The 17,076-nt window shown below is 31.3% G+C and carries 17 protein-coding genes; 11 read left to right on the top strand and 6 right to left on the bottom strand.

Annotated elements, in window-relative coordinates; all coding sequences use genetic code 11:
- Positions 1-75 precede the first annotated feature (75 nt).
- The 3 genes from C4S29_RS10205 to C4S29_RS10195 are packed head-to-tail and all read left to right on the top strand — an operon-like array spanning position 76 to position 2,306.
- Complete coding sequence (locus C4S29_RS10205) at positions 76-393, top strand: type II toxin-antitoxin system RelE/ParE family toxin (protein ID WP_103913990.1); 318 nt, start codon at positions 76-78, stop codon at positions 391-393.
- 5 nt (positions 394-398) lie between these two features.
- A complete protein-coding gene (locus C4S29_RS10200; RefSeq protein ID WP_103913989.1) occupies positions 399-1,235 on the top strand; it encodes a glycosyltransferase in 837 nt (278 codons plus the stop codon).
- A 3-nt stretch (positions 1,236-1,238) separates the two neighbouring features.
- Entirely contained in the window at positions 1,239-2,306 is a 1,068-nt protein-coding gene (locus C4S29_RS10195; protein ID WP_103913988.1) for a hypothetical protein, read from the top strand.
- Here the strand turns inward: C4S29_RS10195 and C4S29_RS10190 are convergent.
- Together C4S29_RS10190 and C4S29_RS10185 are read right to left on the bottom strand one after the other, a co-directional pair.
- A complete protein-coding gene (locus C4S29_RS10190; RefSeq protein ID WP_103913987.1) occupies positions 2,303-3,781 on the bottom strand; it encodes a lipopolysaccharide biosynthesis protein in 1,479 nt (492 codons plus the stop codon). The two genes, C4S29_RS10195 and C4S29_RS10190, sit on opposite strands and share 4 nt — an antisense overlap.
- Positions 3,778-4,581: an FkbM family methyltransferase gene (locus C4S29_RS10185; protein WP_103913986.1), complete on the bottom strand. Its 804-nt coding sequence runs from the start codon at positions 4,579-4,581 to the stop codon at positions 3,778-3,780. Before C4S29_RS10185 ends, C4S29_RS10190 begins: the two co-directional genes overlap by 4 nt.
- Positions 4,582-4,792: 211 nt before the next feature.
- Between C4S29_RS10185 and C4S29_RS10180 the strand changes: the two genes are divergently transcribed.
- Both C4S29_RS10180 and C4S29_RS10175 read left to right on the top strand, forming a co-directional pair.
- Entirely contained in the window at positions 4,793-6,418 is a 1,626-nt protein-coding gene (locus tag C4S29_RS10180; protein WP_103913985.1) for an alpha-amylase family glycosyl hydrolase, read from the top strand.
- A gap of 8 nt (positions 6,419-6,426) precedes the next feature.
- Positions 6,427-6,945 (top strand): TlpA family protein disulfide reductase, encoded by a 519-nt coding sequence (locus tag C4S29_RS10175; protein ID WP_103913984.1) that lies wholly within the window; start codon positions 6,427-6,429, stop codon positions 6,943-6,945.
- A gap of 45 nt (positions 6,946-6,990) precedes the next feature.
- On the opposite strand, the gene C4S29_RS10170 is transcribed toward C4S29_RS10175, so the two are convergent.
- Both C4S29_RS10170 and C4S29_RS10165 read right to left on the bottom strand, forming a co-directional pair.
- The gene (locus C4S29_RS10170; protein WP_146063304.1) at positions 6,991-7,437 is read right to left on the bottom strand and encodes a lipocalin family protein; all 447 of its coding nucleotides are present in this window, start codon (positions 7,435-7,437) and stop codon (positions 6,991-6,993) included.
- A gap of 137 nt (positions 7,438-7,574) precedes the next feature.
- Positions 7,575-8,243 (bottom strand): DUF2461 domain-containing protein, encoded by a 669-nt coding sequence (locus tag C4S29_RS10165; protein ID WP_103913982.1) that lies wholly within the window; start codon positions 8,241-8,243, stop codon positions 7,575-7,577.
- Positions 8,244-8,386: 143 nt separating this feature from the next.
- On the opposite strand from C4S29_RS10165, the gene C4S29_RS10160 reads away from it, so the two are divergent.
- From C4S29_RS10160 to C4S29_RS10135, 6 genes are all read left to right on the top strand, one after another.
- Entirely contained in the window at positions 8,387-10,135 is a 1,749-nt protein-coding gene (locus C4S29_RS10160; RefSeq protein WP_103913981.1) for a DEAD/DEAH box helicase, read from the top strand.
- 204 nt (positions 10,136-10,339) lie between these two features.
- On the top strand, positions 10,340-10,978 hold the full coding sequence (locus tag C4S29_RS10155) for a DUF47 domain-containing protein (protein ID WP_103913980.1): 639 nt from the start codon (positions 10,340-10,342) through the stop codon (positions 10,976-10,978).
- A gap of 28 nt (positions 10,979-11,006) precedes the next feature.
- On the top strand, positions 11,007-12,146 hold the full coding sequence (locus C4S29_RS10150) for an inorganic phosphate transporter (protein WP_103913979.1): 1,140 nt from the start codon (positions 11,007-11,009) through the stop codon (positions 12,144-12,146).
- Positions 12,147-12,249: 103 nt separating this feature from the next.
- Complete coding sequence (locus C4S29_RS10145) at positions 12,250-13,221, top strand: polyprenyl synthetase family protein (RefSeq protein ID WP_103913978.1); 972 nt, start codon at positions 12,250-12,252, stop codon at positions 13,219-13,221.
- A 69-nt stretch (positions 13,222-13,290) separates the two neighbouring features.
- Positions 13,291-14,244, top strand: coding sequence for a GSCFA domain-containing protein (locus tag C4S29_RS10140; protein ID WP_103913977.1), 954 nt, complete (start codon positions 13,291-13,293; stop codon positions 14,242-14,244).
- A gap of 70 nt (positions 14,245-14,314) precedes the next feature.
- A complete protein-coding gene (locus tag C4S29_RS10135) occupies positions 14,315-15,082 on the top strand; it encodes a TatD family hydrolase (protein ID WP_103913976.1) in 768 nt (255 codons plus the stop codon).
- A gap of 24 nt (positions 15,083-15,106) precedes the next feature.
- On the opposite strand, the gene hemA is transcribed toward C4S29_RS10135, so the two are convergent.
- Together hemA and C4S29_RS10125 are read right to left on the bottom strand one after the other, a co-directional pair.
- On the bottom strand, positions 15,107-16,366 hold the full coding sequence (gene hemA / locus C4S29_RS10130; RefSeq protein ID WP_103913975.1) for a glutamyl-tRNA reductase: 1,260 nt from the start codon (positions 16,364-16,366) through the stop codon (positions 15,107-15,109).
- 117 nt (positions 16,367-16,483) lie between these two features.
- The gene (locus tag C4S29_RS10125) at positions 16,484-17,074 is read right to left on the bottom strand and encodes a globin family protein (RefSeq protein WP_103913974.1); all 591 of its coding nucleotides are present in this window, start codon (positions 17,072-17,074) and stop codon (positions 16,484-16,486) included.
- Positions 17,075-17,076: the final 2 nt, after the last annotated feature.

Genomic DNA, 17,076 nt, shown 5'->3' with positions numbered 1-17,076 from the left:
ATTAGCAAGTTTGCAAACAGACACTTATGAATTTATGCGAATGCATGTGACCTTTTAAAAAAATAGAAACTTCATATGAAACCAAAAATTGTTTGGTCTAAAACTTCAAAACTAACTTTATTAAATATTAAAGTTTATTATACAGAAGTAGCAAGTTTAAAAATTGCAAACAAAATTTTAAAAGGTATTATAGACAAATCAAAAAAACTAGTTGATAACCCATTTTTAGGTCAAAAAGACCCTTTTTTGGAATTTAAAAATGAAGATTTTAGGTATTTGGTTTATAAAAATTACAAAATTATTTACAAAGTTGAATCTGTGCAACTTATAAGGATTTATGATATTTTTGATTGCCGTCAAGATCCAGAAAAATTAGAAAATCTTTCTGAATAATTCCAATGAAATTCCTCATCATCATTCCAACTCACAACGAAGAAGAATTTATTTTTTCTTGCCTCGATTCTTTGCAAAATCAAAGTTTTCAAAATTTTGAATGTGTGGTTGTAAACGATGGTTCGACGGATAAAACGCAAGAAATTGTTGAAAATTTTATTGTAAGTAATTTAAAATTTAAAATTCAAAATTTAAAATTATCAGCGCACGAGCCTGGCGCAAAAGTCGTTCAAACTTTCTACAAAGGTTTAAATGAAATTGATTTAAAAGATTTTGATATCATTTGTAAATTCGATGCCGATATTATTTTTCCTGAAAATTATTTAGAAAAAATTAATGAAGTTTATGTACAAAATCCAAAAGCCGGAATGGTTTCTGGTTTGGTTTTTATCGAAAAAAATAACGAATGGATTTTCGAAAATTTATCGTCAAAAAACCATGTTCGCGGCCCGATAAAATCTTACAGAAAAAAATGTTTTGAAGATATGAACGGACTTCGCGCAGTTTTAGGTTGGGACAATATTGATGTAATGCTCGCAAAAATGTACGATTGGGAAACTGTTACCATAAAAGATCTTTGGGTAAAACATTTGCGGCCGACGGCATTTAAATATAAAAAACAAAAGGCACAAAAATTGGGCGAGTATTTTTATAATATTGGCTTGAGTTTCCCTTTAATGCTCATTTCTTCGGCAAAATCTTCTTTTAAAAATAAATCAATTTCTGAGTTTTTTATGATTATTAAATCTTTTTTAAACCAAAAAAATGAGATGATTTTAAATAAAAAAGAAATTCAATTTATTCGTAAATTGCGCTGGCAAGAAATTAAAAATAAATTCTAAAAATTGAAAAAAATTGCTTTCATAGAGTTGGATACGCACGCAGAAATTGCGAGCAATTTCTTAGAATTAGAAGTAAATTCTAAACGTTTTAAAGTAGATTTTTATTTCTCTGAAAAAATTTTAGGACAACTAAACTTGAAAGAAAGCGACACTATTTTTCTAAGTTCTGCTCGTACTATTTTGAAACAAATTTCTGCTCAGCATTATGATTTAGTTATTATTGGCACTGTTCATCGGCATTTTAATGTTTATTTAAAGTTGGCGGAGCAATATAATACTTCTGTTATTTGCCATAATTTTAATTTTTGTAGCATTTCAAAATTTAATCTTTTAAAAAGTATTTTTCAAAAAGATTTTATTTACAGGTTAAAATTATTTTTAAGAGAAGGTTTGTTTTCAGCACCAAAAGTTTTCAGCAAAGCAAAAAATATTCTTTATTTAGATGAAGATTTGGCTTGGTTTCTTAAAATAAATCGATTTAGAAGTTTGATTTTCCTGCCTTTATTTTATACAAAATTCAGCAAAAAGCCACAGAACTCAATAAAAAAAGTTGTTATTCCGGGAAGCGTTTCCCAAGAGCGAAGAGACTATTTGATGATTATTAGTAAAATATTAAATTTTCAAAACCCTGAGAATTTTCAATTTATTTTTTTGGGTAAAGCTAGTGGAAAAGAATTGGTTTGGTTGCAAAATTTAGAAAAAAAGCATGATCTGATTATTTCTATAAAATATTTTACTGAAAAAGTTCCGCATAAAGAATACGAAGAGATAATGAATAGCGCCGATATTTTGTGGTGTCGTGTGCGAAGAAGTTCTAAATTTTTTGGTCAGCGCGAAATATATGGCAAAACCAAAATGTCTGGCAATATTGGCGATGCGATAAAATATGGGAAATTGTCTATTTTTAGAAAATCATATTACACTTCAAAACCGTTTATTATAAAAGAAAAAGAAGATGTAGAACTTCAGATTTTAGATGTTTTAAAAAATGATTCTGTTGGTCTTCATCAAAAATATCAAAAAGATAAGGTTTTGCAGGAGTTAGAGCCGGTTTTAGAGAAATTGCTTTAAAATTTAATAATACTTTTCAAAAAAGATTTGTTTAAATATTTTTCTAAAGGAAAAATTTTAAGGAAGTAGTTTCCGATCAAGAAAAAAACCAAAACCAAGCTTGGTTTATACACTAAATTCACAAAATTATTTTTAAAATCTGGCAACATAACGGCGACTGCGATTCCCAAAGTACCGATAATTGCTGCATAAATCATCTCAATCGTAAACGGCTGAACTTTGAATTTTGTATAATTAAAAATAATTTTAATGATATTAAATAAAGTTAAAGAAATTGCCGTCGCTATTGCGATTCCGAGTAATCCTAAACTGGTATTTTTAATGAAATAAAGATTGAGTGTGATGGTTAAAACTGCTAAAATTGCCATTACAAATGTGGAATAACGGTAGAATTTTGAGAGTGAAATAATGTAGCCGTTGAAACCAGTTGCCAAATCGAAAAGGGTAGAAATTCCTAAAATCCAAATCACGGGTTCTGCTTGTTTAAATAGTTCTCCGTTTTGCATCAGACTTGTGAGAAAGGGAAATCCCACGCAAATACAAGAAAATAAAACGAGTCCTAAAAAGAACAAAGTGAGTGAAGTTTTTTTATGAAAAACATCTAATTCTTCGTATTCTTTTAGTTCTAAATGTTCATTTATCAGTGGTGCAGAAATAGCGTACAAACCCATCGAAGGAATACTAATTAAAGAAATTATTGCCAATAAAGTACTGTAAACGCCATTTTCCTGAAAGCCAAGATAGTCGCCAATCATCACATTATCAATTCTTAGAGCAATGTAAGTTCCGATATTTCCAAGAAATCCGTAGAAACTATAATTGAAAATTTGTTTGTAAAGTTTATCTTTTTTAAAATAATTTGTAGAAAAATCTGGCGTAAATTTTTCTAATTTATTGGTGTAAAAATAATAAGCGATTAGTCCCAAAACGAACATTCCAAAAAAGAAATAAAACGCTATTTTTTCTTGAAACGCAAGAAAGAAAAAGAGACAAAACGCGCCTAAATTTGCAATTTTCGGTAAAAAATTATCTAAAATATTCGGAACTACAATTCTTTTATAATTTGAAATATATTTATTGAAAACCGTGCTTAAAGCGAGAACTAAAACCAAAGGCAAAATGATTAGTTTCATTTTCCAAAGTTTCGTCACTTTTAATTCTGGAAATAAATAAGCGGCGAGAAAGAAACCGCCTATAAAAATTAAAAAATTAATGCAAACGGCTACCAAACTCAATGATAGTAGGTTTTGATGTTTGCCATCATTTTTGGTAGAAAAGAAAAATTTCACATTAGAATATGATATTCCAAAAACTACAATTGGCAAAATAATTTCCGCCATTGGCATAATGTAGCGCAGTTTTCCGTAAAATTTCACATCGTACGGGAAAATAAAAATCGCAGAAACCGTTCCCAAAAGGAAACCCAAATAGCCAATGATGGAATATTTAAATCCCTGTCGTGCAATTACACTCATATTTTTGCTTGATTTGGGATAAAAATAAAATTGTTGATATAACCGTTTTTATCTTCAATTTCTGATTTTTTTTGACTTAAATAAATTTCATCCGAAAGTCGTTCAAGTTCAAACGTTTTTCGGTTTAAATAATTTGCAGAATATCCCCAATTTTCAATTTCTTCAACTAAATTTTTGAGATGTTCTTCGTGATGTCTTTGTTCCATTTCTACTAATAAAATAGGTCTAAAATGAGAAATACTTTCTTTTGCACCGCGTAAAGTTTTCATTTCATTGCCTTCCACATCAATTTTTATGATGTCAATTTTTGAGATATTTTTATCTAAAATCCAAGAATCAAAAGTTTGAACTTTCACTTTTTCGATGATGAATTTTTCTTCATTATTTTCAGAAAAATCTGTTCTGAGTGTTCCGCGCGAATTTTTTTCTTGTCCTTTTATGACGGGGATTTTAAATTCTGCTTCCGTATTTTCATCAGAAAGTGCAAGGTCAAACAAATTTGCTTTCGGGAATAAACGTTTTAATCTTTTAAAAAGTCTTTGGTTGGGCTCAAAAGCGTAAATATTTTTAGGATTTAAAATATTTTCAACGAGTCTCAAATAACTTCCAACATTGCTTCCGATATCAAAAAAAACAAAATCTTTTTTTAGATAATTTTTTAGCCAAAGCATTTCTGGCTCTACGTTTCTCACTTTTAAATTATGTGAATTTAAACCATCAATTTTTTTAAAAAACCTAGTCTTGTAAAAGTTAGGCGAAATAAACTGTAATTTTTCAGCAAGCTCAACGTATAGTGACATAGATTTTTAAAAATTGATTAAGCAAAGATATAAAATGTTAAAGGAATGTTAAAATTAATTTTTAAACTTATTGTTTAAGAGATTTAAAGATTTATAATTAACTTTCAGTTTTTAAATTTTACTATGAAATCGTCATTTACAAATTTGCAAACAAACACAAATGAAGATTAAGGCGATAACATATGACCTTTAAGAATATAAAAATCTACATATGAAAAAATTAATTTTAATTGCATTTCTAGCGCTTTTAAGTTCTTGTAAAACAGTTACAAAACCAGAAAATAAATTCTCGTGGGACGGTGCAAATCTTTATTTTTTAATGACCGATCGTTTTAAAAATGGCGATAAATCGAATGATGTTAATTTTAACCGCACTGAAAAAGCCGCTATTTTAAGAGGTTTTGAAGGTGGCGATTTACGTGGAATTATTCAAAAAATTGATGATAATTATTTTTCAGATTTAGGAATTAATGCCATTTGGATGACGCCAATTGTAGAACAAATTCATGGCTTTACAGATGAAGGAACGGGAAAAACTTATGCGTATCATGGTTATTGGGCGAAAGATTGGTCGGCTTTGGATCCTAATTTTGGAACTAAAAAAGATTTAAAAGAATTGGTGGAAAAAGCGCATAAAAAAGGAATTAGAATTGTTTTAGACGCCGTCATCAATCACACCGGCCCGGTTACAAATCTAGATCCCGTTTATCCACAAGATTGGGTGAGAACTTCGCCCACTTGCACTTATAATAATTATAAAAATACAACGGAATGTACTTTGGTAGCAAATTTACCAGACATTAAAACTGAAGATAATACGCCCGTAGAATTACCAAAAATGTTGACCGATAAATGGAAAAAAGAAGGACGTTACGATTCTGAAATGAAATCTTTGGACGAATTTTTTACAAAAACAGGCTACCCAAGAGCGCCGAAATATTACATTATGAAATGGCTTTCAGATTATGTGAGAGAAGACGGGATTGATGGTTACAGAGTTGATACGGCAAAACATACCAACGCAGATGTTTGGAAAGATTTCCAGAAAGTTTGTCAAGATGCATTTGATGAATACAAAAAAAATAATCCGTCTAAAGTTTTAGATAATGAGCCATTTTATACCGTTGGAGAAGTTTACGGCTATGGAATTTCGCAAAAACAGATTTATAATTACGGCGATAAAAAAGTCAATTTTTTTGAAAATGGCTTTCATTCTTTGATAAATTTTGATTTTAAAGGCGATGCCAACAAATCTTATGAAGAACTTTTTTCTTCTTACGACCGCCTTTTGCATTCTGATCTAAAGGGAAAAAGTGTTCTAAATTATTTGACTTCGCACGACGACGGTTCGCCTTTCGACAAAAACAGAACTCGAACTTATGAAGCGGCCACAAAATTATTGCTTGCACCGGGCGTTTCGCAAATTTATTACGGCGATGAAAGTGCAAGACCTTTAGAAGTGAAAGGTGCAGAAGGCGACGCCAATCTTCGTTCTGATATGAATTGGAACGATGAAAAAACCAATCCAGAAACTCAAAAATTATTAAAATATTATCAAATTTTAGGGAAATTTAGAGCCAATCATCCAGCAATCGGTGCGGGTTTTCATAATATGATTTCAAAAAGTCCTTATTATTTTTCTAGGATTTTAAATGATGACAAAGTGATAATCGGATTGGATATTAAAGGAGATTTAAAAGAAGTAAATGTTGAAGGTGTTTTTGCCAATGGTTCGCAAATTCGTGATTTTTATTCGAAAGCCTCAATGCCAGTAATTGATGGCAAAGTTTCGTTTTACAGTAATTCTTCCGTAGTTTTGTTGGAGAAAATTAAATAAAATAAATAATGAAGAAATTAATTTGTGTTTTTAGCATACTTATATTTTCATTTGCTTTTTCGCAAAAAGCACCAGATATCAATAAAATTGAATTCACACCAGATGCCGTTTCCCAAAGAATAATGGATATAAATGGGAATGAATTACCAATTTCAGACATTATTGCAAAGCACAAAGGCAAAGTTTTGGTGATTGATTTTTGGGCAAGTTGGTGCCAAGATTGTTTGAAGGCTTTACCCAAAACCAAAGAATTGGTTGCGAATAATGCAAACGTAGATTTTGTTTATTTTTCTTTGGATAGAAATTTTGATGCTTGGAAAAAAGGATTAAAAAAACACGATTTAGAAAAAAAAGAAAATTATTTCTTTTCTGCAGGTTGGAAGAATAAGTTTAATGATTATGTAGAACTCAACTGGATTCCCCGTTTGATGGTGATTTCACAAAATGGTTATATTGCAAAATATTATGCTACAACGCCGGAAGATCCAGAAATTCAGAAGACGATTGATAAATTGACGAATTTATAAGGATTAATTTTAATTTTTCGTTGTAAATACTCAAAAATTTAATTTCTACTTTCTTTTTAAAAAATATGTTCCAGAATCGACGTAAGATCGATCTAAAACTAAAGTACCAGAAGTAGGATAGTAAACAACAGCATATATTAGGTTACTAATTTTTACAATTGGAATTTTTGGATCCGTTGATGTCGGAGATGCGTTTAAATAGTCAATTTTATATTCATAATTGTATTCTCCATTTTGCAGGCTTGGATTTATTGCTCCGTTTACTTTTAAAACATCATTTTGTTGGAAGTTATAAATGATATTTTCATTGGAAAAATCAATATGTCCATTGAAAGTTTCTACTTTTACCAAACGCCATTCTCCACTAATGTTATCAATAGTTCCCGGCGTTTCAGTAGGCGTTGGTTTATCGGGAGTGTCTTCTACAATATTTTCCGACCGAGAACAAGCCGTTACTATTAAAAGTAAAAAAAAGATAAATAGATTTTTCATATGTAGATTTTTAATTTTTTTAAGGTCAAATGCTATCGCCTTAATCTTCATTTATGTTCGTTTGCAGACTTGTTAATAGAAATTTTAATAATATTTGTTTTTCAATTCCAAAAATATTGATTTTTTTAAATATTATCTTACTTTAAAATAGAATTCTCAATAAAATCATTCAATGGTTTCATTTTTTGGCAAATTTTTGCTAAATTTTTAATACTTGAAGTTCCCATTAGATTTTCATCTTTTAAAGAATATTTCACGATGAAATTTTTCAGTTTTAAAAAATCTTCCATCGGATCTTCTTTCTCAAAACCTTGTGGAATGCGTTTTAATTTATCTTCTTGCGACAACTCTGAAAACTGTTTTTTGAAATTTTTATCTTCAATAATTTTTAAAAAATCATCAGGATTATTGCTTATGTTGGTTCTAATTTTCTTTAAAATTTCCTTTTCTGGTTGATAAATTCCACCTGCTAAAAATGAATTTCCGGGCGCAATGTGAAGGTAATAACCAGAAAACTTGCCGCCCTTGCCAAAACCCAGAGCGGCTCCAAAATGCGTTTTGTAAGGTGATTTATCTAAAGAAAAACGAACATCGCGGTAAATTCTAAACAAAGATTTTTTGGCATCAATTTTCAAAATATCATCATCAAACTCTGAAATATCTTCAATTAATTTTTCTAAAAACAGAAGCACATTTTCTTGCGCTTCTAAATAAAGATTTTTATTTTCATTAAACCATTCTCGGTTGTTGTTTTGGGATAAGTTTTGTAAGAAATCGAAGGTTTTTTGGGAAATTGAATTTTGCATATTTTAAGTTTTGATTATCAAATTTAAGAATTTTTGTTTCTTAAAAAATTTTTAAAGTTGGAATCATTAACGGAACTTTAATAAATCGCCCCTAAAATTATCATTAATAAAATCGTACCTTTGCAAAATATTTAATATACTTAATGAATTTATTTACAGAATCCAATTTAAGCCCTGAAATCTTGAAGGCAATTGGTGAAATGGGTTTTGAAACCCCAACAGAAGTCCAAAAACAGTCAATTCCTTTTATACTTTCAGACGATAGAGATCTGATTGCACTTGCGCAAACCGGGACGGGAAAGACTGCAGCATTTTCTTTGCCGATTTTGGATTTGATTGACGATGCAAGTCGCAAAATCCAATTTTTGGTTCTTTGTCCGACTCGGGAATTATGTCTTCAGATTACAAAAGACATTAAAAATTACTCAAAATACAAACAAAACATCAAAACTGTTGCAGTTTATGGTGGAAGCAGTATTTCCGATCAAATTCGCTCTATGAGAGAAAAACCGCAAATTATTGTGGGAACTCCAGGGCGTGTGATTGATTTAATCAATAGAAAGGCTTTGGATTTTTCCGAAATTCAATGGATGGTTTTAGATGAAGCCGATGAAATGCTTTCTATGGGTTTCAAAGAAGATTTAGCCACTATTTTGAGCACAACGCCAGAAACGAAACAAACGTTTCTTTTCTCTGCCACAATGAACAGAGAAGTGGAACGAATTTCTAAAAATTATTTGAACAATCCGCATAAAATTACGGTTGGCCATATTAATGAGGTGAAGAAAAACATCAAGCACGAATTTTATGTGGTGGGTTATCGTCACAAAAAGGAAGCATTAAAAAGATTAATTGATTTTAATCCCAATCAATATTCTATTATTTTTTGTAGAACGAGAATGGAAACGCAAGAAATTGCAGATTTTTTAATGCAAAATGGTTATGCAGCAGATGCGCTTCATGGAGATTTGTCTCAAGCGCAAAGAGATACAGTGATGAAAAAATTCCGGTTAAAAAACATTGATATTTTGGTGGCGACGGATGTTGCAGCAAGAGGTTTAGATGTGGATTCTTTAACGCACGTGATTCATTTTTCTTTGCCAGATGATCCTGAAGTTTTCGTTCACAGAAGTGGGAGAACGGGTCGTGCAGGGAAAGACGGTATTTCTATGTCTTTAATAAAGCCAGAAGAAAGTAGAAAATTAAAGCAAATAAAATCTTCTACTAAAATTGATATTGTTGAGAAAAAAATCCCAACAGGCGAAGATATTATAAAAGCACAAGTTGCTGGTGTTTTTGAAAAATTATTTACAGAGCATGTAGATGTTTTTACTTTTGAAGACAGCTTAATTCCAGATTTATCCAACTTCACTAAGGAAGAATTGATGCATCAAATGCTACAATTGCAATTAAAAGATTTGGCTCTTTTTTATAAAGATAAAAATGATATGGCGGATCAGAAATTCAGCAAAGATGATCGCGGAAATGACCGTGGCGACAGAAGAGACCGCGACCGAGGAAGAGACCGTGATGGAGGCAGAGGCAGAGATAGAGATCGTGGGAGAGGTGATGATAGAAGAAGTAAAGACAGGTTTTCTAACGACAGAGCCGGTGAAAGAAGAGAGCGTGGCCCAAGAAGAAATAATGAAGATATGGTGCGGTTTTTCTTTAATCTCGGCAAAAGAGACCAGTTGAAAAAGATGGATGTTTTGGATATCATCAACAAAGCAACCGAAGGTTCTCGCAAAAAAGCCGATATCGGAAATATTGAAATTTTAGAAAAATTCTCCTTTTTCGAAGTAGAGAAATCTTTTAAAGATACCGTTCTAAAAGGGATGGCAACTCAAAAATTTAAAGGTAAAGATGCCCGCGCAGAAGTAGCAGGATCCTAAAATTTTTATGATTTAATTAAAAATTCCATTATTTTTTAATGGAATTTTTTTTTGAAGCATAATTATTAATTATTTTTGAAGAATTTGCAATGCTTCTCATTTTTAAATTGTGGAAAAATAAATGCTATTGTTAACAAAAATTAATTTATTAATGCGTCGTAACAATTATTAAATAAAGATATTTGCACCAATAAATTTAAATATATGGGAATAGGTAATATTTTTCGCGCTTTTCAGCCAAAAGACAAAGTTTTTTTTGTTTTATTTAATAAAGTTGCGGATCATTTAGTAGAAATGTCCAAAGAATTTCATGAAGGCATGATGGATTTCGACTTAAATGATGATTCTTTGCTTAAAAAAATGAGCGATTATGAGCACAAATTGGATGATTTAACGCACGAGATTTTTGTGCAATTGGGTGAAAACTTCATTACGCCATTTGATAGAGAAGATATTAATTTTTTGGCGAGTGGTTTAGATGATATTGCCGATTATATCTTCGCTTCTGCAAAATACATTTACCTTTATAAAAGCCCAGAAACAACAGCATATTCAGAGTTTTCATTGTTGATTTACAAAGCCTGTTTGGAAGTGAAAAAAGCCATTTCAAATCTAGATGGTTTTAAAAATCCTGAAGTGGTAAAAGAGTGCTGCATTAAAATAAATAGTATAGAAAATATTGCCGACGATGTTTTGAGCCAAGCAATTATGAAATTATTTGAAACTAATGATCCAATCAATATTATTAAAGTAAAATCAGTTTTAGATTATTTAGAAATCGTGACCGATAAAGCAGAAGATGTTGCAAACACGATTGACAATATTTTAATAAAATACGCTTAAAAAACTTCCCTAACTCAAATTTTTTTGAATGGATTTCCCAATACTTCTTATTGTAATTATAGTTCTAGCTATAATCTTTGATTTTATAAATGGCTTTCATGATGCTGCAAACTCTATTGCAACTATTGTTTCTACTAAAGTTTTAACCCCATTTCAAGCCGTTCTTTGGGCAGCTTTTTGGAATTTTGCCGCATTTTTTATCGCCTACTACATTATTGGTGAATTTAATATTGGTAATACAATTGCAAAGACTGTAAATGAAAATTACATTAATTTAGAAGTTATATTTTCTGGATTAATAGCCGCCATCGCTTGGAATTTATTAACGTGGTGGTTTGGTATTCCTTCTTCATCATCACACACTTTAATTGGTGGTTTTCTTGGTGCAGCGTTGATGCACGCTTTGGTTTTAGATTACCATCAAATTGCTTTATCACAACCAGATCTTTCGGCATGGCAAAATTTTGTGCTCGCAGTGAAGCAGTTGTTCACACAAGATGTCGTAAAGTATAGTAAAGTAATACCTATATTTTTGTTTATATTTTTAGCTCCAATTATTGGGCTTATAATTTCGATATTTATCACCTTTATTATTGTCAATATTTTCAAAAGAACAAATCCACATAAAGCAGATGGTATTTTCAAAAAATTACAACTTGCTTCAAGTGCTGCTTTAAGTTTGGCCCACGGTTTAAATGACGCACAAAAAGTGATGGGTATTATTGGTGCCGCTTTCATTTACTACCACGTTACAATGATTGCAGATCCACTTTACCTCAATGTTCCCGTTGCAGACCGGTTCAATTTTTTTGCACAACATTATTTTTGGGTGCCTTTGGTATCATTCGTTGCAATGGGTGCAGGAACGATGAGCGGCGGTTGGAAAATTGTAAAAACCATGGGTACCAGAATTACAAAATTAACCTCTTTAGAAGGTGTAGTAGCAGAAACATCAGGTGCTATTACCTTATTTATTACCGATAGATTGGGAATTCCAGTTTCTACAACGCATACTATTACAGGTTCTATTATTGGTGTTGGTCTTACTAAAAGAGTGTCCGCAGTAAGATGGGGAATCACTGTAAGTTTACTTTGGGCTTGGGTTTTAACTATACCGATTAGCGCCATTGTTGCAGGGATTACTTATTTAATAGTTGGTCTTTTCTAAAAACTATTTATTTTAAAATTAACAAACTTTGTCAGATATTGGCAAAGTTTTTTTCATTTAAAAATTTTAAAAAATTGTATTTTTGCGTCAAACAAAAGCATTTATGGAATTTTTGGATGAGTATCAGCAAATAATAGCGAAAGCAATACAGAAATATACCTTTAAAGACAAGCCAGAAGAATTATATTCTCCGATGAACTACATCATCAGTCATGGTGGCAAAAGATTGCGCCCGATAATGGTTCTAATGGGAAATGATCTCTTTGGTGGCGACCAAGAGAAAGCGATAAAACCTGCTTTGGCTATAGAGTTTTTTCATAATTTCACCTTAATTCATGATGATATTATGGATGAAGCACCACTTCGCCGCAATAAACCTACTATCCACACCTTGCACGGCGTAAATGTTGGTATTCTGTCCGGCGATGGATTATTACTAAAAGCCTATAAATTCTTTGAAGATTTAGAGCCAGAATTGTACAAAGCCTGCGTTAGAATTTTCACACACACAGGCTTATTATTGTGCGAAGGACAACAATATGATATCAATTTTGAAACTCAGGCTGATGTTACATTTGATGATTATATTCGTATGATTACCTACAAAACAGGGGTATTAAGTGCGTCTTCTTTTGAAATCGGTGCGGTGATTGCAGGTGCGAATTTTAAAGACGCCAAAAATTTATTTAATTTCGGAAAACATGTCGGAATCGCTTTCCAAATTATGGATGACTATCTCGATGTTTACGGCGATATGGAGCAGTTTGGAAAAAAACACGCCGGTGATATTTACGAAAATAAAAAAACAGTGCTTTACCATTATGCTTTGCAAAATGCAACGCCTGAAGAGCGCGATGAATTGCAATATTGGTATGCTAAAAAAACCGATAATATCGACAAAATATACGGTGTAGAAAAGATTTTCCGCCGTACAAAAGTGGAAGAAAAAGTGTTACACTTAATTCAGAAGCACAATTACATTGCTCAAGAATTTTTAGCAAAAATAGATGTTCCTGCAGAACGAAAAAAACCGTTTATAGAACTCGCCAATTATTTATTAAAAAGAGAAAATTAAAAATTCCCCTTCCTTGAAGGGGTGGCAAAATTGCTTGCAATTTTGTCGGGGTAGTATAAATATATAAGAATGAAATTTCGAACCGAAGTTGAAATCCCTTTTTCCGAGACTAAAATAGATTTGAATTCTAAAATTTTTAGCATTGGTTCTTGCTTTGCCACTGAGATTGCAGGACTTTTAAACGATGGACAAATTCAAAATTTTAATAATCCGTTTGGGACTTTGTTTAATCCATTTTCAATTAATAAAGCCTTAAAAAGTTGCCATAATTCGGAGTATTTTACAGAGAATAACTTGATTAAATTTAATGAATATTTTATTTCTTTAGACCACCATTCGTCTTTCAATACACGTTTTTCTCACCAAACTTTAGATTTTATTAACCATAAAATTCAGCAAAGCAATGAGTTTTTAAAGGAAACCAATTTTGTCTTAATTACTTACGGAACGTCCTTTATTTATGAATTTTTACCAAAGAAAAAATTAGTCGCTAATTGTCACAAAATTCCAGGGAAATATTTTGAAAAACGATATTTAAGCCATTTAGAGTTGTGCGATTCTATTTCAGAAAGTATTTCTTTAATTAAAGATATTTGTCCAGAAAATGTGCAGATTTTGTTTACAGTCTCACCAGTTCGCCATACAAAAGACGGCATTGTAGAAAACCAAATAAGCAAATCTAAATTAATAAACGCTTTGCATGAAGTAATTTCTACCGAAGAAAATTGCACCTATTTGCCGATTTACGAGATAATGATGGATGATTTGCGCGATTACAGATTTTATAAAGAAGATTTAATTCATCCCAATTCGCAAGCCATTCAATACATTTGGGAAAAATTTGGGAATGCTTATTTTTCTGAAGAAACCAAGACTTTCATCACAGAAAATTTAAAAATTAAAAAAGCCTTAGAACACAAAACGGATGATTTAAAAAACCCCAAATATTTAGAATTTCAACAGAAATTAAAAGAAAAAATTGCTTCTCAACAAGGAAAAGTGAAGCATAAAATTTTTAATTAGTTAAAAGTTTTTAGTTGATGGTTGTCAGATTTTAATCCCATCAACTGACAACGGAAAACCAACAACCAAAATGATAGACACACACACGCATTTATATTCCGAAGAATTTGATGAAGATAGAAAAGAAATGATTGAAAGGGCTTTAAATAAAGGTGTTTCAAAATTTTATCTACCTGCCATTAATTCTGAAACGCATCAAAAAATGTTTGATTTAGAAGCAGAATATCCGAGAAATATTTTTGCAATGATTGGTTTGCATCCTTGTTATGTGAAGCCGGAATCTTGGGAAAATGAATTACAAATTGTAGGCAGTTATTTAAAAGAAAGAAATTTCCCAGCAATTGGCGAAATCGGGATTGATTTGTATTGGGATAAAACTACTTTAGATATTCAAATAAAAGCATTTGAGCAGCAAATTGATATGGCAATTATGTATGATGTTCCAATTGTCATTCACACCAGAAGTAGTTTTGATGAGACTTTTGAAGTTTTAGAACGTAAAAAACATCCAAAATTGCGGGGTATTTTTCATTGTTTTTCAGGTGATTTAAAACAGGCAAACCACGCCATAGATTTAGGTTTTTCTTTGGGAATCGGTGGAGTAGTGACTTTCAAAAATGGCAAAATAGACCAGTTTTTAAAAGAAATTCCTTTAGAAAAAATCGTTTTAGAAACAGATTCGCCTTATCTTGCGCCAGTTCCGTTTCGTGGGAAAAGAAATGAAAGTTCTTATCTAGATTTAGTTGCCGGAAAATTAGTTGATATTTATGGAAAAGATTTTTCTGAAATTGACCAAATTACGACAGAAAATGCAGAGAAAATTTTTGCTGTTATTTAAAGAAAAACAATAATCTAACAGATTCTAAACAAACAATTTCTCTTTATCCAACTGAAAAATTTTGTTGATCCAATCGATTTCATCGTCCATTGAATCGCCATTTTTTAAATGGTTTACAAAGTGATTTGTAATTTTTTGGATGATTTTGTTGCTAATTATTTCTGCTTGCTCTTCATCAAAATAGGCTAATTTTTTTCTTTGAAAATTCAATTCGCTTTCTTTTATAGCATTAAATTTTTCTTTCAATGCTTGTATAGTTGGTGCAAATTTTCTGTTATTTGTCCAATCGAAAAATTCTGCTTTAATTTCTTCAATAATGCTTTCCGCTTTTGGAATGTGAAGTTTTCTTTTTTCAAGCGTTTCATCTGTTATTAAAGATAAATGATCTAAATGAATTAATGTAACGCCTTCAATTTCATTAACATTTTCATTGACGTTTTTCGGAATCGACAAATCTAAAATTAATAAAGGTTTTTTAAGATTTAAAAATGATTTATCTAAAGTTGGCGTTTGTGCGCCAGTTGCAACAACTACAACGTCGGCTTTTTCTAATTCTAATTTTAAATCTGAATGGTCTTTTACCACTAAATCTAATTTTTCTGCTAAACGTTCTGCTTTGTGAGCGGTTCTGTTTATCAAAGTAATTTTATCGTGTTTAGAATGTTTTACTAAGTTTTCGCAGGTATTTGTACCTATTTTCCCGGTCCCAAAAAGTAGAATATTTTTGCTCGAAATATTTGATACGTTTTTTATAATATATTGAACTGCTGCAAATGAAACCGAAGTTGCACCTGTAGAAATATCTGTTTCGTTTTTGATTTTTTTGCTCGCTTGAATAACAGAATTGACTAATCTTTCTAGAAATGTATTAACCAAACCACTAGATTTACTTTGATTAAAAGCCAATTTTAGTTGACTAATAATTTCAAAATCGCCTAAAATTTGGCTGTCTAAACCTGTTCCTACGCGAAAGATATGATTTACGGCTTCGTTATTTTTATAAATATATGCAATCTCTTGAAATTCTTCTACCGTGCCATTGCTGTTTTCGCAAAGTAATTTTATTAATTGATAAGGATGATCGGCAAAACCATAGATTTCTGTTCTGTTGCAGGTAGAAGTTACTATTAATGCTTCAATTCCTTCTGCTTCGGCTTGTATTAGCAAAGTGGCTTTGGCTGCCGCGTCTAAACTAAATTTCCCTCTCATTTTTGCATCCGCTTTTTTGTAACTGATACCTAATGCATAAAAAGATTGGTGTTTTGTGGTATTGAAGTTTTGCATAGTGAGAATTTTCAAATCGTTTATTAATAGACTTTTTTAAAGTCAAATAATTTTTAAGTTGTGAATTTTTAAAAAATGCTATCCTTTTGAGATAGCATTTTCAAATGGAATTGTTTTTTATTTTTGAATGATTTGTGGTCGCAAAGATTCCAAAACTGCAACTATATCTTTGTAGAGTTGGGTATCAGCGGCCACACCGTTCATATTAGCTGCTTTGCCAACATAACCTTCAAATTTTGTGTAATCTTCAGCGGTTACTTTTTTACCAATTCTTGAGTTTTTTGATGGATCGTGCGCAGTGACCATATCATCACCTTTGTATGTATTTACAGCGTTTGTTCCACCTGTGTTATAAGAGAAAAAACTTGTAAGATTGTCGGATAATTCAGCAAAACCTGTTGTATTTCCTGCATTTACTTCAGCCAAAAGCACTTTAAAATAATCGCCCAAATTACCTGATACATTGTTATTTGCATCAGCGGCAATTAGTCCAATGGCCGAATTAACTACTTTTCTGAAATTTAAACGACCTTGTTCGATCATTTGTCCTGCATTGTCTGGATCAGGAACCATTGTAGAACCACCTAATCTTGCATAGATAGATTCCATTGGCGGATCTGGCGTTACGGTGTTGTCTTGTCGGCAAGATGTAAGAGCTACTGAGGATACTAATAGTAAACCGAGTGCGATTTTTGAATAATGTTTCATAA

The organism is Halpernia humi (genome assembly GCF_900108025.1).
In the GTDB taxonomy this organism is placed as follows: Bacteria; Bacteroidota; Bacteroidia; order Flavobacteriales; family Weeksellaceae; genus Halpernia; species Halpernia humi.
This window is presented reverse-complemented; position numbering and strand designations above follow the sequence as displayed.